This window comes from Desulfobulbus sp. (assembly GCF_031547805.1).
Taxonomy (GTDB): Bacteria; Desulfobacterota; Desulfobulbia; order Desulfobulbales; family Desulfobulbaceae; genus Desulfobulbus.
This window is the reverse complement of sequence record NZ_JAVBRQ010000030.1, coordinates 50907-71155: the sequence shown is the minus strand read 5'-3', so window position 1 is coordinate 71155 and position 20249 is coordinate 50907. Positions and strand designations below refer to the sequence as shown.

Genomic DNA, 20249 nt, shown 5'->3' with positions numbered 1-20249 from the left:
AGAAAGTGGTCCGCGGGCGATGCGCGTTCAGGGGGCGGACAGGTAGAGATGCTCCCGCGTCAGCGGCATGGTCGAGGGGCCTTTTCGGTCGTGCTTGGTGGCCACGGTCTGGAAGATCCGCAGCGAGCCGTCCTGGAACGCGAAGGAAACCCCGGCGAGATAGGCGATCCACATCCGGAAGCGCTCCTCGCCCACCAGCCGCACCGCTTCCTCCTTCCTGGCCTCCAGGCGCTGGCACCACAGTCTGGTGGTGAGGGCATAATGTTCCCGCCATGCCTCGACATCGTGTACTTCAAAGTCGCAGGCCTCCATCTTGGCGAGGGTGTGTCCGATGTGGTCCAGCTCCGAGCCGGGGAAAATGTACTTGAGAATAAATCGCCTGCCCGGGGTGATACGCGCAAATTGCCACTTGCTGTGCTTGGCCCGCCGGGTGATGCCATGGTTGAGCAGGATGCCCCGGTCGCGGAGCAGGGAAGAGAGCTTGTTGAAATAGGCGGTATAATTGGCGATACCGATATGCTCGTACATGCCGATGCTGGCTATTTTGTCGTACTCGCCGCTCAGCTCGCGATAGTCGCGGAGTTCAACGGTGATGCGATTTGCCAGTCCCAGTCGTCGTATTTTTTCCACGGCGAAATCGTACTGTTTTTGGGACAGGGTGACCCCGTGGCCGACGACGTCGAAATGCTGAACCGCGTGGCAGAGCAAACCGCCCCAGCCGCAGCCGATGTCGAGGAAGCGGTCGCCCGGCTGCAGGCGGAGTTTGCGGCAGATCATGTCCAGCTTGTGCTGCTGGGCCTGCTCCAGTTCCTCGGTCCAGGAGGTGAAGTAGGCGCAGGAATATTGCATTTCAGGATCCAGGAAGAGCTGGTAGAACTCGTTGGATAGGTCGTAATGGAACTGGATGAACGATTTCTCGTCCCTGGCGGATTGGACGCGCCCGCTGTCGTTGCCCCGGAATTGATGGGTAATGGCGGTGTCGCCTTGGCGCGCGAGCAGGAGGGGCAGGGCCTGCTTAAACAGGTACCATTTGTTCAAGCGTTTCTTGATCCGACTGGAACTCACGCCCTGCGTTCTCGGGCCGCGGCTGCGCAGCATTTCATAAAAATCGATGAGCGGGCCGCCATTGAAATCGATATTGCCCGAGGCGTACTGGCGGATCAGGTTTTCCAGGGTTGGTTTCCGCAGTATCGTCCCCAGCACCTCCGGGCCCTTGATCGCGATATGCCATTGTTCGGTGGCGTTGTCTCCCAGGCGGACAAAGGAGCCGTCCCACAGGCGGACACTGATGCGAGCGTCCGCTGTTTCGGCTACATGGGTGAAAATCCGCCGGGCGGCTTCCAGGTATTTGCTGTCGGATGCTTGGTTGTGCATAGCCATGGATGGTGATAATTGTCGATGGAGTTCCCCGGTACCGGACGGTCCGGGGAGCGGCTTGCTTTTTTTTCGTGGCTTATTCCCTGACGCCGCCGAAGGCCGCGAAGCAGGAATTTTTGTGCAAAAGATCAACGGACCTGAATCCCACACGCCGCATCAGGTCCAACTGGAAGGTGATTGGCCGGGGCGAATCTTCCCTGTCGATATAGCGAACCACCTTTTCCCGATACGCCTCGCCGCCGGTGGCCTCGAGATAATCGCCGTAACGGCGCCACATGAGCCGCTGCACCGGTTCGATTTCGTGACTGACCAGATCGGTCACCCAGAACGAACCCTTCGGCCTGAGCAGGCTGTGAATCCTGGCGAAAGCCGCCAGCCAGTCCTGTTCGTCGCGTAGATGGTGGAGCACCGCTGCTGCCAGGATGATGTCGTAGCCCTCGCCGGCAAAAGGAGCTGTGCGGAAATCCCCCTGGAAGATGTTGACCCGGCCGCTGGTCTCTCGTCCGACCCTTTGTTGCGCCCGAATGAGCATGGGCATGCTGAGGTCGTTCAAGTCGCAGTCGAAACTGCCGCCATGGCAGCGGAGCAGCTTGATCGTATTGTTGCCCGCGCCGCAGCCGATATCGAGGATGCGGGTGACAACCGGCGTGGCCGCCAGGGCGGCGGCGGTGATCAGCTCCATGGCCAGGGGCGCGTCGATGGTCGCCACTTGGCCGGTGTCCAGGTTGGAAAAGCGGTCGACATCGTGGTCGAAGCGTTGTTCGATTTCAGCCAGGGTGGATTTCTGCGACAGTGGGGTGGACATGGCGTTTCAGTGGATGGATGTTGCCGCTCACGCCTTGGCCGACGGCATGGGCGATTTGGTGGGCGAGCGTCTTCCCCGGCGGCGCGGCAGCTTCACTGCCTGCTCAGCGCCAGGCGGCCGGCCAGGAGCAGGAACACCGAGCCGGCGATCCGGTTCATCGCCAGTTGGGCGCGCTGCGAACGCCGGAGCCATGCGCCAATGCGGCTCGCTGCCCAGGCGATGCAACCGAAGACCACCAGGGCGCTGACCATGAAGACCGCGCCCAGTAGGACGATCTGCAAGGGTACCGGACCACGGGCCGGGTCGGCGAACTGAGGCAGGAAGGCCAGGAAGAAGATCGCCACCTTGGGGTTGGTGACGTTCATGACGATGCCTCGGGCATACAGGGCCCAATTGCCCATGGGCCCATTTTCCCGTCCGTCCGGCTCGATGCCGCCGGCCCGGAAGGCCTGCCAGGCGAGATAGAGGAGATAGCCGGCGCCGACCATCTTGAGCACATTGAAGGCCAGCGCAGATTTTTGCAGGATGGCGGCCACGCCCAGGGCCACGGCGCCGATGTGGACCAGCAGCCCGGTGCACAGGCCCAAGGTGATCAGCAAGCCGGTCTTGCGGCCATGCAGGGCCGACTGGGCGAGCACGAAAATGTTGTCGGGGCCCGGCGCGATTGCCAGCGCCACGGAGGCAGTGGTAAACAGCAAAAGGACATCGAATGGAATCATGGCGGCCTGCGGTGTCGACCAAGGGTGCAACCCGGCAGCGTGCGGCAGAAACCGTCTTCGCCGGCTTGGGCGGCGGCTGTCGGATCAGGTGCGAGAAGATTGCGCATCTTGCCAGAGTTTGCCTTGGGGCTCAAGTCTTTCCAGCGATTTTTCAATCGGCGTACGTGCCATGGACCGGCAATCGGCCGGTACGCGGGCGGGCAATTGTCGTCCCGGTTGCGGAGGCGGTGCAATGGTGCCGATGCTGCATGGCAAGAACAAGGATCAATAACAGCCGCGGCCGGCGCTCAAGGCCGACAAGGGCGGGTAAGGGCGGGCAGAGGCGAGCCAGGCCTTGCTGCACAACGTCTGGCCGCGCCAGCCGCATCATCGGGAGCACGAAATGACTACCAGGGACAACGGGACAGTGGAGCGGGACAACAAGGACATCGCGGAACAGGGCATCGTCTTTTCCCCCATCGGCATGATCCGCAGCGAACACCAAGAGGCCGGACGGACGCCGATCCAGCCGATCTACGCCGGGGACTGTCCGGGGCGGGTCGAGCTGTTTCCCCAGTTCGCCGAAGGGTTGCGCGACCTGGCGGGTTTTTCCCATCTCTATCTGCTGTTTCATTTCGACCGGGCGGCACCGGCGCGGCTGCGCGTCAAGCCTTTCTTGCAGGATGTCGAGCGCGGGGTTTTTGCCACCCGCGCCCCGTGCCGGCCCAACCCCATCGGTTTGAGCATCGTCGAACTGCTCGCGGTCGAGGGCCTTGTTCTCCACCTCAACGGGGTCGACATCCTCGACCGCACGCCGCTGTTGGACATCAAGCCGTACACCGCCCGGTTCGATCGGGTCGCCACGACCCGCAACGGCTGGCAGGACGAGGTCGACGACGCCACGGCCGGCCGCCTCGGCCGTCGGTCCTACGACATCAAGCCGCGTTGACCGCGTGTATGGCGGCCCGGTCGGAACCGGCCGCGCCAGTGCCCGCCGGTTCGTTGCCGCAAAAAATGCGAACCCACCGAAATGCTGACATTTTTGTGGCAGGCATAAAATCGTGGCGGTAGGATATCGGGTACCACGGCAAGGCCGGTGCCGGGCACCGGCCGCTTCGCCATGAGCCCGGGCTGTGGCCGATGGAGCGCCTGTCTTGCCTCCCCAGGTCCGCCCGCGGCGTTTCACCGGAACTTCAGGCCGAAGGCAACACGCGCGGCATGCGGCGGGAGGCGGATATGCACTCGGATGCGGTGGGTGGGGAAACCAGGATTACCATCCTGGTCGATAACGAGGCCGGCGCGGGCCTTGAGGCCGAACACGGTTTTGCCCTGTGGCTGGAAACCGACGGCCGGCGCATCCTGTTCGATACCGGCCAGGGCGGGGTTTTACCGGCCAACGCCCATATCCTGGGGATCGAGCCGACCCGGGCGGATCACCTCGTGCTCAGCCACGGCCACTACGACCACAGCGGCGGTTTGGCGTCGCTGCTGCAGCAGGGGCCGGGATGTACGCTCCACTGCCATCCCGGCGTGGTCTCTCCTCGCTATTCCATCCGCAACCGCACGGTCAAATCCCTGCAAATGCCCGCCGAGGCCCTGAAAGCCCTGGATCGTTTTCCCCGTGGGCAATTGCGCTGGGTCCAGCAGCCCGTGCGGCTCGGTGCCACCGTGGGTCTGACCGGTCCCATCGGCCGCGAAACGATCTTCGAGGATGCCGGCGGCCCCTTTTTTCTCGATCGAGCCGGGCACCGACCCGACCCGGTCGAGGACGACCTGGCCCTGTGGGTGCGGGCCAGGGACGGATTGATCGTCTGCGTCGGCTGTGCCCACGCCGGCCTGATCAATACCCTGCGCCAGGTACAGCACCTCAACGACGGCATGCGCATCCAGGCGGTGATCGGCGGTTTCCATCTGCTCAATGCGAGCTCCGACCGGCTGGAACAGACCGCCGACGCCCTGCACCGGCTGGCGCCCGACCGGATCGTCCCCTGCCACTGCACCGGAGAGGCGGCGATCGAAGCCCTTCGCCGGGCGTTCGGCAAGCGCTGCCGTCCCGGCATGGCCGGCATGATCTGCCGCTTCGAGGCGGCCGAACAGTGAATGCGGGTGCCTCGGATTACGTCTCAAGCCTGATACGGCAAAAGCGAACACAAAGCCGAGAGCGTTCATCTGTCGGGGGGAAGGTGTCCACAAGGAAAAATCGATACGAGACAATGCAGTTCCTGTTGGCAGGCATGAAGTTGAGCGCCATGGATGTCAAATGCACAGTAAATGAGAGAAACCAAATATAGTCGCTGCGTCAGGGTTCGATTGGCGAGATCGACATAGGAATAATTTGCTTTTGAAATCAGAATCTAATTTTTAAAAAATTTAATTTTTTCTCGAAGGGTTGTTCTGCTCATCCCGAGTATTTTTGCAGCTTGAACCTGATTCCAGTTACACTTTTCGAGCACAAAGTATATTATTATTTTTTCTATTGGGAGTAGAATTTTATTCATTATATCGTGTTCTGATAATTTTAACTCAGCTTCCACGGCATGTTTGATCTTGTTTTCAATTTCATTTATCCATTTTGTTGACGAGTCAACATGGTCATCGTTTAACTTTAATCCGCCAAGGATGATGTTTTCATCTGTTAAAATATCTCCTTTTGTTAATGCAACCGCTCTGTTTATTGTATTTGAAAGTTCCCTTATATTTCCAGGCCAACCGTATGATTCCAGCTTCTTAAAAACAGTATTGTGGATATTTTTTACTCCGTTATTTATTTTTTGTGAATGTTTCTTGAAAAAATATTCTGTAAGAGGTCTGATGTCCTCGGTTCTGTCTCTGAGTGGTGGCACGTTGATTGTTACTGCTTCCAGCCGGTAGTACAAATCTTCCCTGAACAGGCCTTTCTGGATGTACTCTTCCAGGGGTTTGTTGGTTGCGGCAATAATTCTTACGTCGACTTTGATTTTCTCGGTCCCGCCTACGCGTTCAAATTCACCATACTGTAAAACACGTAGAATCTTTGCCTGGATTGGAAGCGGCATGTCGCCAATTTCGTCCAGGAAGAGTGTCCCCTGGTCGCATTGCTCGAATTTGCCGATTTTCCTTTTGACGGCACCCGTGAAAGCTCCCTGCTCGTGGCCCAACAATTCGCTTTCCAGTAGTGCTTCCGGAATGGCCGCACTGTTGACGGCAAGAAAATATTTATCTTTCCTCAGGCTGTGTTGATAAATCGACTGTGCTATCAACTCCTTGCCCGTCCCGCTCTCTCCGCGAATGAGTACAGTGAGATCGGTCTCTGCAATCTGGCCGATCATTTTGCAAATTTTTTGCATTTTTTTGCTGACACTGATCATTCGTTGATCGTCGCAAAATTCTTTTTCCAGGCAAGGGATCGTTTCGTCGATATTCTGCATGAGACGATAGGTGTTGAATCCGCTTTCCATGATACCTTCCAATTCTTTCAGGTCGAAAGGTTTGGTTATGTAATCATATGCTCCCAACTTCATGGATTCAATCGCGGTATCCTCGGTGCCGTATGCTGTCATCATCACAACAGGAACTTTCACGTTCAGTTCTTTTAAATGCGAAAGAACTTCAAGTCCGGTCATGTCAGGCAATTTATTGTCAAGAAGAATGAAATCGGTCTCTTGGCTTTTAATAAAAGACAAGGCCTCTTCGCCGCCTTCCCTGATGACAGCGTCATAATGCAGCTTGGACAATGCCTTACGCAGTGAATTTGCCAAGATGTTGTCATCGTCAACGATTAATATTTTTCTCATCTTTTGTCCTGGTTTGCGATGGAAGCATTATTTTAAATGTGCACCCGCCATCCTGGTTATTTTCAACATGAATTAATCCGCCATGCCGTTCTGTTATATTCGAAGCAATGGCAAGCCCTAATCCGGTTCCCCCTCTTTTGTTGGTAAAAAAAGGTTTGAAAATCTCAAGTTGATTTTCTTCGGGAACACCGTATCCGGTATCTGAAATTGCTACCTCGCAGAAACCTTGGAATATAAATTGATCCTGTTCGGACTCGCTTCTTTCCGGATTGAATTCGGCACAGACATTGGTATAGTCTATAACATCAATCTTGAGTACGCCGCCATTTTCCATCGCCTCTAATGCATTGGTGCATATATTCAAAAAAACTTGGGAAAGCTGGGATTCATCACCATTGATCAATATGGATTCACGGTATGGATTAAAAATAATATGAATATTTTTGTCAGCTCTCGAATATATGAGCTTGACTATTTTTTGCATCAAAGCGTTCAGGTCGAGTGTTCCTATCTGTAATTCTGGAGGTTTTGACAGGATAAGAAATTTTGTCACCAAATCGTTGAGCCGTTTGATCTCTTTTTGCATGATAATGAAATCTTCTTTCTGGTCCTCATCGAGCGAAAGCTGCATTTCAAGTGATTGGAGAATCACCTTTATCGATGTCAATGGCGTGCGCACCTCATGGGCCATGCCGGCTGCAAACTGCCCCATTCCGGACAGGTGGCTGGCGAACGAAAACCGTTTTTTCCAGTATGCGTTCAACTCCTTCAGCGACCGCGCCAAGCGGGCCAAATCATCATTTTTTTCTATCGTGGGCTCCAGTTCGATGTTTCCCTTGGTTATTTTTGCCACCACCTCATCGAGCTTCTGGATCCTCCTGTTCATGGAGCGGGCAACCAGGACGCCGACAAGGGAAACGGCCAGTGCAAAAGAAAAGATTTGGATAATGCTGTTCCGGAGCGATTGTTTTTCCTGGAAAAGAATTTCCTGCTTATCCCGCTTCACCAGCATCGCCCAGAGTATCTCGTTTTGATTGAAGGAGATGGGTTGGTATGCACATACCACTTCGGTGCCTCTGTAATCCTCGGCCAGCGAGACTCCGGTTTTGCCGAGGAATGCCTTCTGGATCAGGGCGCTTAGCCCGGCCAAAGGCTGGTAGGGATACTGCAGAGCTGAAAGTGCGTCGGGGATCAAGCGGGCATCGTTCATGCACTCGTAGCGCTGCTTTTCCTTGTTATTCTGGAACAAAAGGATCTCGCCCGACCCGCCCATGCTCTGCAGTTCCCATTGCAATGGCACCAGAAATTCATTGAGCGGAATGCGCAGCACCACGAAGTTGAGGCTTTTCTCCTCTGGGAAATCCTGCTCGCCCATGTCCAGCGGCATATAGAGCTGGATAAACGCCTCTTTTATTGTAGTGGGCCGATAGATGTCGACATGCACCCGCCCCTCTTTGGCCCCCTTGTTCTGCGGTGGTGCGGTAAAGCCTCCCAATTCGCTGCCGTCCTGCGTTGGATTGGAAGAAAGCAAGACCAGGCCGGCATTATCCAGGAGAGAGGCTTCGCTGCGTCTCCATCCTCTTGTTAGTTCGACGAGCCGGAGTCTCATTGCATAAATGGTCTGCCCTCCGATTTGATCATCCGTGGCAAACGGCAAGGTGTTGTTTTCCTTGAGTGAGGCAATCGTATTGATGAAGAGGGGGTCGGCGAGTATGTGTTTGACACCTTCCTTGGCCCTGTCAATGCGGTTGACAAGCAGCATTGCATTTAAATTGGCCATGGTATGGATCTGGTCGGATGTTTTTTCAATCGTTGCGTTTCTTTCATTGTAATATGTTGAAATAATAAAGGCTATTTGAGTAAAAAAACAAACTATTAGCAGGATTGCTCCAGGTCCTCTGCCGAATATTTTCCTTTTCTTCTCTATAAAAATTGAACCTGTTACGAGGAAAATAGTCAAAAATAAAGGAAATAAAAAGTTACCAACAGAGAATACGTACTTGTGTTCCGATTCTATCGGTTTTGATTTTGTTTTTATTATATCGTAATATTTTTTTGTATTTTGTATTTTTCTTATTCCATTATTTAATTTATCGATAAATTGTTGATTATTTTTCTTTGACGCGAAGCAAACTTTTCTACTTATTATGGGGTAATTATTTATATTGATATCTGATAATTTGTTATTTTTTATGTATTCCAATCCTATCTCTCGAGGGCATATGGCAACATCTATTTTATCTTCTTCTAGGTTGTTAAAAAGTTCATTGATTTTTAATATTTTTAGTCGCGATGATGTCGGAATGTAATTAAGTGATTCGTAATCAGAAATAAAAGAATATATGCCCTGAATCATGTCATGCGGGCTTCGGGTCATGTTTTCATATGCAAAAGTGGATTGTTTCTTTGAAAAAAAAGAAATATCCATGGTGGAATGCGCATCGGAAAAAAGCAACTCCCAGGATTTACTCTCGCCATACAGCGCACTTAAAAGAACGTCTGCCTGGTCATTTTCAAGAGCCTGAAGGGCTTGGTCCCACTCCATCAGCCGTATCTCTATCTTTACCCCCGCAGCTTCGGCGACAGCTTGTGCGAGTTCGACATGGATGCCCGCCGGTTCGCCATCTTCATCAAGGTACGAATAGGGATAAGCCTTGATCAGGCCGGCAACCACAAGGTGTTCGTGTTCAGTCGCATGGGTCGTGCATGCACCGTGTGTCAGGAGCAATAGGAGCAGGATCAGGCGCGCCAACCAGAGGTTGCGACGCCAGGGTGACTCGTTGGTTATTCTATGCGGCATTCGTGCATCCAGAGGGAGGGTGTGTCCGGGTCGTTGGGCAAATATGTGGTGATAGGCGCTGGCTCAAAGGGGCAATCGTCGCTGTTGTGTCAAGGTGCCGCGCGCGAGATTTGCCTTCGGGCAAGGCGGCGCGGGAAAGTTTCACGTGATTTTCAAGATAAAGTATACCTAATCGGATTAGGAGGCAATGCTGGTTCGGGTTGCCCCTGTGGCCCTTGGGTGCAACGGGCTGCTTCCCTGTCGGCAGGGGGGCAGCCCGGGTCGTTCTTCTTTCGGTGCGGCACCCTGCGATGCACGCCCACGCCTTGCGCATCGTGCCGTTCTTGCGGCCCATGGCCGTCGGTATGCGCTGCTGGTGACTCCTTGGTACGCGCGAGGCGGACAATGTGTTTTTAGCATAAACCGTACCTGGTTGGATGGTTCGCGCGGAGAGCCTGTCCTTGCCGACAGCCATTCTCAGGGTGCCAATCTAGTTCGCAACCTCCTGTTTTTCCCTTTTCCTCTTTGTGTCGTCATCGTCTCGTTGTTTGCGCGAAGACGTCTCTTGTTGCTGTTTTCTCCTTTCACTTGTTCCGGCCTGCCGGGCTGGAAGTTCCCGCGAGCTGCTTTCCCTGCGACATTCGACTGGTCGAGTGCTCGTAAATTGGCCACTTGTCTGATCAATAACTGAACAGCGTGTACAGAATTTGATCAACTGCTGGGGCCGGGAGGGTAGCGAATCGGCATTCTCCTGGGGTTGTTCCGTCCGTTTTGTCTGTTCTTTCGTATAAATTTTGCAAAATATAAAATGGCACGCCCTTTGCTTGGGCAGGTCAACGCTGGCGAGAATATCGTTACTGATGCCGATATAAACGAGGAATTTGCTACAAAATTGTTTGTTAATTGCGAGTAGTACAAAATGAAGGAGGAATGTTTTAACTGGAGAATTTAATAGAAAATAAAATAGCTGGTGTGTGAATCGTAATCATGTATCCATAAAATAAAAACTACAGGAGTAGTTGTCATGTCAAAGGTAAAAAGACCTGCTGTTTCTGAAAAAATTTTAGTTCTTGGTAGCGATGGATTCGATCCTCGGCTTGCAAAAAAATATATCGATGAAGGCAAGTTGCCTAATCTTAAAAAATTTATCGATGCTGGAGCTTGTCGCGAAGATCTGATGCTCCTGGGTGGACATCCCACCGTTACCCCGCCGATGTGGACCACCCTTGCCACGGGTTGTTACTCCAACGTGCATGGCATCACCGGTTTCGACATTTCCTCTCCCAAGGGACTCGACTGGATTCGCTACAGTCTGGATTCAAGCAACTGCAAGGCGGAACAGCTCTGGAACGTCTTTGCCGAGGAAGGGAAAAAGACCCTGGTCTGGCACTGGCCCGGTTCTTCCTGGCCGCCATCTTCGGACAGCCCGAATCTCCTTGTTGTCGATGGGACCAGCCCCGGTTCCGTTGGCATGAGTTTCGCCCAGTTCGATGGCGATACCGTGCTTGGGGCCGATACCAAGGTCACGGAGGCAACGTTCTTCAATAATGTCAGTGAAGGCGCCATCACCCCCTGTTCAATCACGGGCATGGATATCCCCGACGCGGATGTCTATAACATCCTGGAAAAAACAGCGGCCATGGAAAATCACAATATCATTATCGATAAATTTCATGGATCGCAGGCCACTCCCGATGCGCCGATCAATATCGCCCAATCGCCCATTGTCGATGCTTTCGGCTGGGCTAATGCTCCTGCGGGTGCCAAGGAAATCACCATGTTGCTGTCCGGCGGCTTGCTCCGTCGCCCCTGCCTCGTTCTTCAAAGCGAAAATGGCGACTATGACCGGGTCGCCATCTATAAGTCCAAGAAGGAAACCGAGCCCGTCGCGGTTCTGCCTGTGGGAAAATTCGTCGATCGTATCGAGGATGAGGGCATCCGGGACGATAAGCGGGTCGAGGTCGTTCGCAACATGAAGCTGCTGGAGCTGGCACCGGACGGATCCAATCTGCGCATTTGGATTTCCGCCTCCATGGAGAAGGATATCCGCAAGTGTATCCATCCTGCCGGCATCTATGATGGAATTGTCGAGCAGGCCGGCTATGCGCCGCCCACCGCCATGTTGGGGCAGCAGAGCAAGGAACTGATCAACGATGCCATGCTCAACAGCTGGTATGTCAATGCCGACTGGCAGGCCAAGGCAATCAAGCACCTGATCGACGATGAAGGGGTTGAAGTGGTGTTCTCGCACTTCCATGCCATCGATCTTCAGGAGCATATGTTCATTCGCTACATGACCGACAAGGGCTACAACAAGCTGCCGCCCGAGGAATACCACAAATTCATGGAGGATATCTATATCCAGACCGACTGGTATTTTGGACAATTCCTGAAATATTTGGACGAGGGTTGGAGCATCCTGCTTGTTTCCGACCATGCGCAAGTATGTTCGAAGCACGATTTCATCCTGATGGGCGATGTACTCGGCATCAACGTCGGTTTGATGGAGGAAGTCGGCCTCACTCGCTGCAAGCGGGATGAAAACGGCAATCGTCTGCCCGAGATCGATTGGGAAAACACCCTCGCCATCGCCCAAAGAGAGACGAACATCTACGTCAATTTGAAGGGGCGCGATGAACACGGAATCGTCGATCCCGAGGATAAGTACGAAGTAGAGGAAGAGATCATGAGCCGGCTCTACGGCTACCGGCATCCCAAGACTGGCAAGCGGGTCATCGCCCTTGCCGTTCGCAACAAGGATGCCATTCACTTCGGTCTTGGCGGGCCTGAATGCGGCGACATCGTCTATTTTATGGCCGAAGGCTATCAGTGGGACCATGCCGATAGCCTCTCAACCTCCTGGGGTGAAAGTGACACCTCTGTCTCGCCCTTCTTTGTCGCCGCAGGAAAGGGCATCAAGAAGAATTTCAAAACCGATCGCATAATCCGTCAAATCGACGTGGCTGCCACCGCGGCCGCCTTGGGCGGAGTACGATTCCCCAAGCACTGCGAAGGTGCGCCGGTCTACCAGATTTTTGAGGAAGAATTCTAAACTGGTTGGCCTGTCTTGCTCAAAAATGGTGCGCTTCCCTCTCCACGCAAGGGAGGGAGGCGCACCATTCATTCGGAGTACATCAGAGATATAGGAAGAAATCTTCATAAGAAAAGAGCGCATATTCTTATTTGCTGTCACGACCAAAAAGGAGAACGATCCAATGCCCATCCACAATGATTTTCCATCTTCTAGCTGCGGACCAGCTTGCGCCGCGACAGTTGGCATAGAGCCTTCGACCGCCACCTATTTTGACGGGTTAAAGCTCAGCCGCAGGCATAAATTCATGTTTTTTCTGATCGTTTTGGGGACTTTCTTCGATCAGATGGACCTGTACAATATGTCGTTCGTCGGCCCGGCACTCCTGAAAAATTGGGGCATGACCATGGGGGAACTCGCCTCAATCAACTCGATCATGATTTTCACCATGCTCTTCGGCGGTCTCTTCGGGGGGTATGCCTCAGATCGTTTCGGACGCAAGACCGCCCTGTTGACTGGTTGCCTCATCTTTTCCATCTTTTCAATCTGCAATGGCCTGGCCTGGAATTATTATTCCTTCTTGATCTTCCGCACAATTACAGGTTTCGGCATAGCCATGCTAATCTCGACTGAAATTGGTTATGTCACGGAAATTACCCCTTCCAATCAACGCGGCAAATGGTTTTCGATCGTGCTGGGTGTGGGCTTGCTCGGTGCGCCGATAACGGCATGGGTTTCAAAAATTATCATCCCCATGTTCGATTATGGTTGGAGAATCATTTTCTTCCTCGGGGGGGCAGGGTTCATCGTTTTTATTCTGGGATGCATTTTTCTGATCGAATCGCCAAGATGGCTTGTCGCCCATGGAAAGTATGATAAGGCGAAGAAGAATTTCAAGCTTCTTACCGGAAAAGATCTGATCATCAATCCAGAAGACATGGATTCTTCGAAAGTAGCTAAAGGAGCAAGCTACATCGAGGCCCTGAGCGTTATGTTTAATAGAAATTACATCAAGCAAACCACGGTCGTCACCAATGTTTTCTTTTTTGGATGCGCCGGGGCATTCATGTTCATCTCCTGGGCACCGACCCTGCTGACCAAGAACGGAATGAGCTTGGAACTCAGTCTTCAGATCGGCTCCGTGATCGCCATGGGCATGCCGCTGGGCGGAATTCTGTCGTCTTTTCTCACTGACAAGGGAGGGCGGAAGTTGCCTCTTGGCGGTGCGTTCATGCTGTATGGCATATGCGGCATACTTTACGGGCAGATGACCAACAGCACGATGATCATGGTGCTCGGCTTTGTCATGGCTGCATCGCACATTGCCGGTTTTTCGATGATTTCATCCTATGGTGCCGAAAGTTATCCCACGCGCGTCCGCGGAACGGCCTATTCCCTGGTGTACATGATGAGTCGGATAGGGCCGGCAATTGGAAACTTGGTCGTGCCCTTGCTGTTTGCATCGGTCGGGTATACTTCCTACTTCATGATCGTTGGCGGCATACTCCTTGCCGTGGGATTGCAATGTTGTATGTTCGGGCTGGCAACAGCGGGACGCAATCTTGAAGAGATGCACGAAGAATTAGGTAATGGGATGGCTTTTAGAGTCCGTGAGGTTCTCGATTAAATCATTATAAGAATAATGTGCAAATAGTTGCAATTATATCCCTCCTGCCTTCATAGTTATTACCAATATAGCAACTATAAGGCAGGGGGTACTTGAAAGAAAAACTATTTTTTCATCTGTCATTCATCTCAATTAAAAAGGTTAAAAAATAAAAAAACTAAAATGTTCTCTCTCGCAAGCCATCTAAGTTGATTGTATTATTTATCATAGTCATCGTACAAAGAAGGAGGGCGGGGCTGGCAGCCGATACTGCAGCCGAGCTTGTTGAATTCTGGAGGGTCCTATGAAAAAATCAATTTTAGATCAGCTTATTGCGAGAGCAGTTTTATATGCAACAGCAGCTGTGATGTGTTTTGCTTCTATTGTTCATCCGGCGATTGAAGAGAACGGTGTGATACAGATCAAAGCTGCTACACCTTCACATGTGATAACGCACCGTTTGTCTAAAGATGCCTATCAACTCTTTGGACATGATGTGGAAAAACGCACGAACGGCAAGGTTAAATTTACTTGGTTTTTCGGAGACAGCCTGATCAAGCCGTCGCAGTCCTACGAAGCTCTCCGCGCCGGAGTTGTTGATTTGGTTGTGGTTGCCGCCTATCTATACCCGGACGATTTTACAATTACAGAAGGGCTCAGCTTGCCGTTTACGATGCAAAACTCGGCCCACGCTGCTGATGTAGCATGGAAAATGTATAAGACAATACCCGAGATGCGGCAAGAAATGAAAGGTTTCAAGTTCTTGGGTATTTTTACCAGTGATGTTCTCAATTTGCATTCAACTGATGGCAAGCTCATTAAGACGCTTGATGAAATGAAAAATATCCGCGTCGCCGTGGGCAGCGGCTCGGTTGCGCAAATGGGGAAACTTTTTGGCATGGAACCTCAACTGGTTGGGTATTCGGAAGTTTATATGGCGCTTCAGCGCAATATTGCGAGCGCGACACTCTTTCCCAATGCTCCTCTCCGTTCCTTTAGGGTTACGGAGCTAACTAGCGCCCATACTATAGCAAATTTCAAGGTTGACCCCATGATCATCGCCATGCGTCAGGAAACTTGGAATGAGTTGCCACCCGAGGTGCAGCAGGTGTTCGATGAACTCACCCCTTCATTTGCCCGCCTATGCGGCCACACCTTGACGAACGAGGGGACTTGGGTGCTTGAGGAACTTAAAAAACGCGGGGACCTGTTTTACACTCCCCCAGCGGAAGAAGTCGCGAAATGGAAGCAGGCCATCAAGCCCATGTATGACGCCTGGATCAACCGGCTGGACGCGAAAGGGTTGAATGGAAAGGCCATCTTCGCACAAATGATCGAAATAAGTGAGCAAATCAAGGTGACCGATACGCCCGAGGATGCGTGGTGGGCACAGGGCCGGATCGGGAAGAAAAACAAAAAATAAGACAACCATAATCAGGCCGCCGTTTTTGCGGATAGGGCCACCAAAGGATCTGACCATGTCTGTTGCTTGTACCACGTCGTCTGTAAAAAAGAGTGATTTCCCGCAATCCCCGGAACGCCGGCACCTCGAGCGGATCGTTCAACAGTATGCCGGCCCGCGCATTGTGACGATCGGGCAAGGCCTTTATGTCGCGGTTGGATATGGCGTATCCAACATGATCCTGGTGGACACCGGCGATGGGTTGGTCATCATCGATACCACGGACAATCAAAAGGCTGCCCGAAAGATTCTGGACGACTTTAAGGCCATATCCAAGGCCTCCGTCAAGGCCCTCGTGTACACCCACAGCCATCCCGATCACATCTTCGGCTGCAAGGCAATTTACGATAAGAGCGTAATCGTCTACGCCCACGAAAGTTTTATGCGGGAGCTGTCGCTGCAAGGGCAATTGGGGATGAGCGGTGCGCAACGGGGGGCGGCGATGTTTGGCGCCATGCTTCCGCAGTCTGAAAGAGTGGCCCCCAATATCAGCGCATATCCCTCGCCGGTGGCCGTGCAATTTGTTTTTGAGCATGTAAAGCCGGATAGCATCGTCAAGCCGACCGAAATGTTTACCGGCAGCAATGCGTCCTTTGCCGTGGGAGGGGTCGAGTTCGATCTCTATCATACCCCTGGAGAGACTCCGGACCACACCATCGTGCACATCCGGCAAATGGACGCGATCGCCTGCGGTGATATTTTTTATCCGAGTTTTCCGAATCTTTACACGATCCGAGGGTGCAGCCCTCGTCCGGTGCTGGATTGGGCGGAGGCGCAAAACAAGATTATCGCCTTGCAACCCAGACATCTGCTGCAGGGGCATGGCTTCCCGGTTCATGGAAAAGCGGAAATAAAAACCGTGCTTTCCCATTACCGCGAAGCAATTCAGCATGTGCATAAGCTGGCGCTTGAAGCGGTGCAGGGCTTTCTGCCCTTGGATGAGGCTGTAAAAAAAGCGTGCCTGCCTGATCATCTGGCAAGCCTGCCGTATCTCATCCAGTCCTATGGCTGCGTTCCGTATAGCGTGAAAAGCATTATCAACAGCTATGTCGGTTGGTTCGATGGAAATCCTGTGAATCTTTCGCCTCTTTCAAGGGCGGAATTGGGACGTGAAGTGATTGCCCTGGCCGGATCCGCGGAAAAAATATTGGTCCATGCAGAAGAAGCACAGCGAGAAGGTAGGCATCAAGCTGTACTGGAGCTGTGTGAAATGGTTCTTGCCGGTGACCAGAAAAATAAAAAGGCGATGGCTTTGAGCGCTCATTCTTTAATGGCCTTAAGTCATTGGACAGCCAATGGTCCGTCGGCAAATTACTATCGATCGTTTGCTGAAAAACAAATGATTGAATGAGAATATAACGATGATGGTAAAATAAGCCAGTGATAGTGAAATGATTCGTTCCTGATTGTTAAAAATAGTAATTTTTTTTTAGCTGTTGTTCCGTCATGAAATTAAGGAGATTTTGACATGAAAATCGAAAAACTGAATTCCAGTAAATTTGAAGAAATCATATACGACCAAGAATGCGCTTGCCTGGTGATTTTCTTTAGAAAAAATTGCCATGTGTGCAAAGAGGTTATTCCGGAACTCGAGGAAATGGAGCCCGAATACAAAGGTAAATTCTTATTCTATTCTGTTGATATTGAAGAAGAAAAGGCGTTGTTTCAACGTTTTTCCATGAAAAGTGTTCCGCAGGTATTGTTTTTCAATAAAGGGGAATATCAGGGCAAGGTCGCCGGCTTGGCTGAACGGGATGATATTGAAGAAAAAATTGCAGAAGTGATCGGCTGAGTTCCAGTAGGAGAATGGAAGAAATGGCTCAAGAATACGATTTGCTCATCATCGGCGGAGGTCCCGGAGGGCTTGCCGCTGCCATTTACGGCGGCAGGGCCAAGCTCAATACCTTGGTCATCAACAAAGGCGCCATTGGTGGACTGGTTACCACAACTCGAGAAATAGTTAACTATCCTGGATATATAAATGTAACCGGTCCTGATTTGATGAAGGACTTCAAGGCTCACGCCGAATCGTTTGGCGTCGAGTTTTTAAAAGATGAGGTCGTTGAGGTGGATTTTTCGCAGGAAGAAAAATTTATCCGAACGAAAAAAAAGAAGGAGTTCCTGGCAAAAGCTGTGATTCTCGCTTGCGGCAGCGAGCCGAGGCTTCTTGATATACCCGGTGAAAGAAGATTGAGGGGAAGCGGCGTTGCTTATTGTGCCACTTGCGATGCCGAGTGTTTTGAAGGCGAAGATGTGGTTGTGATCGGTAGTGGCGATCAGGCAATTGAAGAAGGCATGTATGTAACAAAATTTGCCAAAAAAGTAACAGTAATTGTTTTGCATGATGAAGGTGTTTTGGATTGCAACAAAGTAAGCGCCGAAAAGGCGCTTGCCCATAAAAAAATGGAATTTCTTTGGAATTCCACAATCGAAGAAGTCGTTGGAGGCGAAGAGGTTGAGGGAGTAAAAATTAAAAATATCAAAACAGGTGATTCGAAGACAATTGAATGCAAAGGGGTATTTTTTTGGGTTGGCATGGTGCCATCTACTCGATTCATAAAAAATGTAGGAATAGATACTGATAATAGGGGGTATATTTTAACAAATGAAATGATGGAAACATCCATCGATGGTATTTACGCTGTTGGTGATAACAGGGTTAAATATTTAAGACAAATAGTTTCTGCCGCAGGAGATGGGGCAACAGCTGCTGTCGCTGCTGAAAGATATATAGATGAGGTGAAGGAGTTTAATAATAATATAAATAACAGCGACAAAAAAGTGTTGCTTGTTTTTTTCGATCCCAAAGTTGCCAAAAACTTGGAATTTTTATCCATGGTAGAGCAGGTCAATGGCAAATTGAATGCAAAGTTCAATATGGTTAAAATTGACGTCTCTACGAAGAAAAATCTTTTCAAGAAATATGGTGTGGCGGCTGTCCCTGCAATTGTAGCCATTGACCATGGCAATGTTCTTGAAAAGATGGATGCTGTTTTGGATGAACTGACAGTAATGAATACGTTGGGCGGTATTTAGTTGTCAGTTGTCAAGGGCATTCCATTGATAAAGAAAAACTCTGGGATGCCATACTGATGAAATTTCCGAATTCATATTAAGAGCACGCCTTGCCGGTATTTTCGTTGGGATGAGGTGGCGACGCCGAACAGTCGATCGGTGCGCCATCCGTTGGCAGTGAGGTCCTTCCGACAGGTGTGTTCCCGTGCTGTGTGTGTCGTGGGTTGGGCTTTGTTTGATGTGTTCGGTCCGCCTCCAGCACAGGGTTGCTGCTTCATGTTTTTTTTGGGAGGCAAGGCCTTCCCGGGGTGCGTTCATGCCCCGTTGAGCGGCGGGACGTGTCTGGGGGGCGAGGCGAGGCCCTGGTTGCGTTTCATGGTGTTTGTTTCCTGTGTACCGATTTTTCGTGGCGCAGCGTGCCGTGCTGTTTGTTGGCTAGGGCCACAATGTGGTTGCGTGTGTTGCGGTGTCGGGTGTGCCATTCGAGCGATGTCCTCCCGTATGCTAGTGAAGTTGCTGTGCGTGCTCATGGGTATCGCGCTGAATTTTCGGCTCTTTGACGTCGGGATGCAAGGCCGGAGAGAGATCGTTTGCTTGCTCGCGCTCTCGCCGATGTGATTGGTTGGTGGAAATCAGGTGTCGGAAAGCAATGCAGGTGCATGGATGAAGAGGCTGTAACTTTGATATGCCGCGAACGGCATGTTGGTGGTGGCAATTGATGGTTTAAAAATAAAACGGAGGGAGTAGCTGTGGTAAGTAATAGATTGCATAAGATTATCCTGTACGGATTGTCGATTTCATGTTTTTCGAATGTTCAGGCCGTATCCGCAAACGAAAATCAGCCAAGTGATGCTGCGCAGCAAACGAAAAAAATGGGTGGGTTGAGCGGAACGCCAGTAAACTCGGCCATTGCTGGAGGCGTGACTGTTCCGGAAAAAAAATTGGTTACTGTTTTCAACGCCTCGTTTCGAGATAAAGACAGCATCGTCGACGATAACGGCAAGGGGGCAAGAACACTGAGCAACGATATATACTTGTTGAAATTACGTTATGGTTTTACGGATAGCGTAGAGTTCTTCATGGTACCCGGCTATATCAACAATAAGTTGGACTCCTTTAATAATACACCTTCAGCAGATGTGCATGGCCCGACAGACTTTGCTTTTGGCGGCAGCTACATGTTCCTGGGACAACGGCAGGGAGATCCGTTGAGTGCAGCCGTCACCTTTGCGGTGAATATGCCAACTGGGCAGCAAGGTGCAAATCATCCCGCCGGCAGCGATGTTTGGTCATACCAAGCCAAAATAGGCATGACCAAAATATGGCATCCCAACCATCGCTTTGACACCGACATTGGCTTCGTGCAGCCGACGGAAACAGGCAATGGAGGCGTCCGCAAGGATACGACATTGACATGGCAAGGCAGCTATCATTACGTCTTCAACGATAATTTCGATGTCGGCCTGGAATTCACCCTCGACAAGACGCAGTCTTCCGAAAAAAACGGGATCGGCATGAGGAATGGCTACACCGAGATGTACGTGGGGCCCGCGGCTAACTATTGCCTGCCCAAGTGGAATATGTGGCTGGGGGTCAACGTGCTCTTTCCCGTGCTACGGGATTATGACATCCCAACCGCCTCCGACGATATTCGTATCGAAGTGAAACTCGGTAAACTTTGGAGCTGGTGATCGGCGCCCCCT

The 20249-nt window shown here is 51.6% G+C and carries 14 protein-coding genes; 9 read left to right on the top strand and 5 right to left on the bottom strand.

What is annotated here, in order from left to right; all coding sequences use genetic code 11:
• Positions 1-27: 27 nt before the first annotated feature.
• The 3 genes from RMR13_RS10745 to RMR13_RS10735 all read right to left on the bottom strand — a co-directional run bounded on the left by RMR13_RS10745 (position 28) and on the right by RMR13_RS10735 (position 2901).
• Positions 28-1374 (bottom strand): cyclopropane-fatty-acyl-phospholipid synthase family protein, encoded by a 1347-nt coding sequence (locus tag RMR13_RS10745; RefSeq protein ID WP_310600633.1) that lies wholly within the window; start codon positions 1372-1374, stop codon positions 28-30.
• 79 nt (positions 1375-1453) lie between these two features.
• Positions 1454-2182 carry a class I SAM-dependent methyltransferase gene (locus tag RMR13_RS10740; RefSeq protein WP_310600632.1) on the bottom strand — a complete coding sequence of 243 codons (729 nt, stop codon included), beginning with the start codon at positions 2180-2182 and terminating at the stop codon, positions 1454-1456.
• A gap of 92 nt (positions 2183-2274) precedes the next feature.
• Positions 2275-2901 (bottom strand): LysE family translocator, encoded by a 627-nt coding sequence (locus tag RMR13_RS10735; RefSeq protein WP_310600631.1) that lies wholly within the window; start codon positions 2899-2901, stop codon positions 2275-2277.
• A 382-nt stretch (positions 2902-3283) separates the two neighbouring features.
• Between RMR13_RS10735 and tsaA the strand changes: the two genes are divergently transcribed.
• Together tsaA and RMR13_RS10725 are read left to right on the top strand one after the other, a co-directional pair.
• Positions 3284-3829 (top strand): tRNA (N6-threonylcarbamoyladenosine(37)-N6)-methyltransferase TrmO, encoded by a 546-nt coding sequence (gene tsaA, locus RMR13_RS10730; protein WP_310600630.1) that lies wholly within the window; start codon positions 3284-3286, stop codon positions 3827-3829.
• A 287-nt stretch (positions 3830-4116) separates the two neighbouring features.
• A complete protein-coding gene (locus RMR13_RS10725) occupies positions 4117-4980 on the top strand; it encodes an MBL fold metallo-hydrolase (RefSeq protein WP_310600629.1) in 864 nt (287 codons plus the stop codon).
• Between the two features lie 254 nt (positions 4981-5234).
• Here RMR13_RS10725 and RMR13_RS10720 read toward each other — a convergent pair whose 3' ends face one another.
• Together RMR13_RS10720 and RMR13_RS10715 are read right to left on the bottom strand one after the other, a co-directional pair.
• Positions 5235-6653, bottom strand: coding sequence for a sigma-54 dependent transcriptional regulator (locus RMR13_RS10720; RefSeq protein ID WP_310600628.1), 1419 nt, complete (start codon positions 6651-6653; stop codon positions 5235-5237).
• A complete protein-coding gene (locus RMR13_RS10715) occupies positions 6631-9453 on the bottom strand; it encodes a transporter substrate-binding domain-containing protein (RefSeq protein WP_310600627.1) in 2823 nt (940 codons plus the stop codon). The genes RMR13_RS10720 and RMR13_RS10715 overlap by 23 nt, the downstream gene beginning before the upstream one ends.
• A gap of 1003 nt (positions 9454-10456) precedes the next feature.
• Between RMR13_RS10715 and RMR13_RS10710 the strand changes: the two genes are divergently transcribed.
• The 7 genes from RMR13_RS10710 to RMR13_RS10680 all read left to right on the top strand — a co-directional run bounded on the left by RMR13_RS10710 (position 10457) and on the right by RMR13_RS10680 (position 20237).
• A complete protein-coding gene (locus RMR13_RS10710) occupies positions 10457-12484 on the top strand; it encodes an alkaline phosphatase family protein (protein ID WP_310600626.1) in 2028 nt (675 codons plus the stop codon).
• Between the two features lie 163 nt (positions 12485-12647).
• Positions 12648-14090, top strand: a complete 1443-nt coding sequence (locus tag RMR13_RS10705; RefSeq protein ID WP_310600625.1) for an MFS transporter — start codon at positions 12648-12650, stop codon at positions 14088-14090.
• Positions 14091-14373: 283 nt separating this feature from the next.
• Positions 14374-15492: a TRAP transporter substrate-binding protein DctP gene (gene dctP, locus RMR13_RS10700; RefSeq protein WP_310600624.1), complete on the top strand. Its 1119-nt coding sequence runs from the start codon at positions 14374-14376 to the stop codon at positions 15490-15492.
• A gap of 55 nt (positions 15493-15547) precedes the next feature.
• On the top strand, positions 15548-16882 hold the full coding sequence (locus RMR13_RS10695; RefSeq protein WP_310600623.1) for an alkyl/aryl-sulfatase: 1335 nt from the start codon (positions 15548-15550) through the stop codon (positions 16880-16882).
• Positions 16883-16999: 117 nt separating this feature from the next.
• On the top strand, positions 17000-17323 hold the full coding sequence (locus tag RMR13_RS10690; RefSeq protein WP_310600622.1) for a thioredoxin family protein: 324 nt from the start codon (positions 17000-17002) through the stop codon (positions 17321-17323).
• Between the two features lie 14 nt (positions 17324-17337).
• Positions 17338-18567 (top strand): FAD-dependent oxidoreductase, encoded by a 1230-nt coding sequence (locus tag RMR13_RS10685; RefSeq protein ID WP_310600621.1) that lies wholly within the window; start codon positions 17338-17340, stop codon positions 18565-18567.
• A gap of 743 nt (positions 18568-19310) precedes the next feature.
• The gene (locus RMR13_RS10680) at positions 19311-20237 is read left to right on the top strand and encodes a transporter (protein ID WP_310600620.1); all 927 of its coding nucleotides are present in this window, start codon (positions 19311-19313) and stop codon (positions 20235-20237) included.
• The last annotated feature ends 12 nt before the right edge of the window (positions 20238-20249 follow it).

Excerpts from the sequence above, each read along its gene's own strand:
- RMR13_RS10745 (WP_310600633.1), bottom strand. The coding sequence starts at position 1,374 with ATGCACAACCAAGCATCCGACAGCAAATACCTGGAAGCCGCCCGGCGG.
- RMR13_RS10740 (WP_310600632.1), bottom strand. The coding sequence starts at position 2,182 with ATGTCCACCCCACTGTCGCAGAAATCCACCCTGGCTGAAATCGAACAA.
- RMR13_RS10735 (WP_310600631.1), bottom strand. The coding sequence starts at position 2,901 with ATGATTCCATTCGATGTCCTTTTGCTGTTTACCACTGCCTCCGTGGCG.
- tsaA (WP_310600630.1), top strand. The coding sequence starts at position 3,284 with ATGACTACCAGGGACAACGGGACAGTGGAGCGGGACAACAAGGACATC.
- RMR13_RS10725 (WP_310600629.1), top strand. The coding sequence starts at position 4,117 with ATGCACTCGGATGCGGTGGGTGGGGAAACCAGGATTACCATCCTGGTC.
- RMR13_RS10720 (WP_310600628.1), bottom strand. The coding sequence starts at position 6,653 with ATGAGAAAAATATTAATCGTTGACGATGACAACATCTTGGCAAATTCA.
- RMR13_RS10715 (WP_310600627.1), bottom strand. The coding sequence starts at position 9,453 with ATGCCGCATAGAATAACCAACGAGTCACCCTGGCGTCGCAACCTCTGG.
- RMR13_RS10710 (WP_310600626.1), top strand. The coding sequence starts at position 10,457 with ATGTCAAAGGTAAAAAGACCTGCTGTTTCTGAAAAAATTTTAGTTCTT.
- RMR13_RS10705 (WP_310600625.1), top strand. The coding sequence starts at position 12,648 with ATGCCCATCCACAATGATTTTCCATCTTCTAGCTGCGGACCAGCTTGC.
- dctP (WP_310600624.1), top strand. The coding sequence starts at position 14,374 with ATGAAAAAATCAATTTTAGATCAGCTTATTGCGAGAGCAGTTTTATAT.
- RMR13_RS10695 (WP_310600623.1), top strand. The coding sequence starts at position 15,548 with ATGTCTGTTGCTTGTACCACGTCGTCTGTAAAAAAGAGTGATTTCCCG.
- RMR13_RS10690 (WP_310600622.1), top strand. The coding sequence starts at position 17,000 with ATGAAAATCGAAAAACTGAATTCCAGTAAATTTGAAGAAATCATATAC.
- RMR13_RS10685 (WP_310600621.1), top strand. The coding sequence starts at position 17,338 with ATGGAAGAAATGGCTCAAGAATACGATTTGCTCATCATCGGCGGAGGT.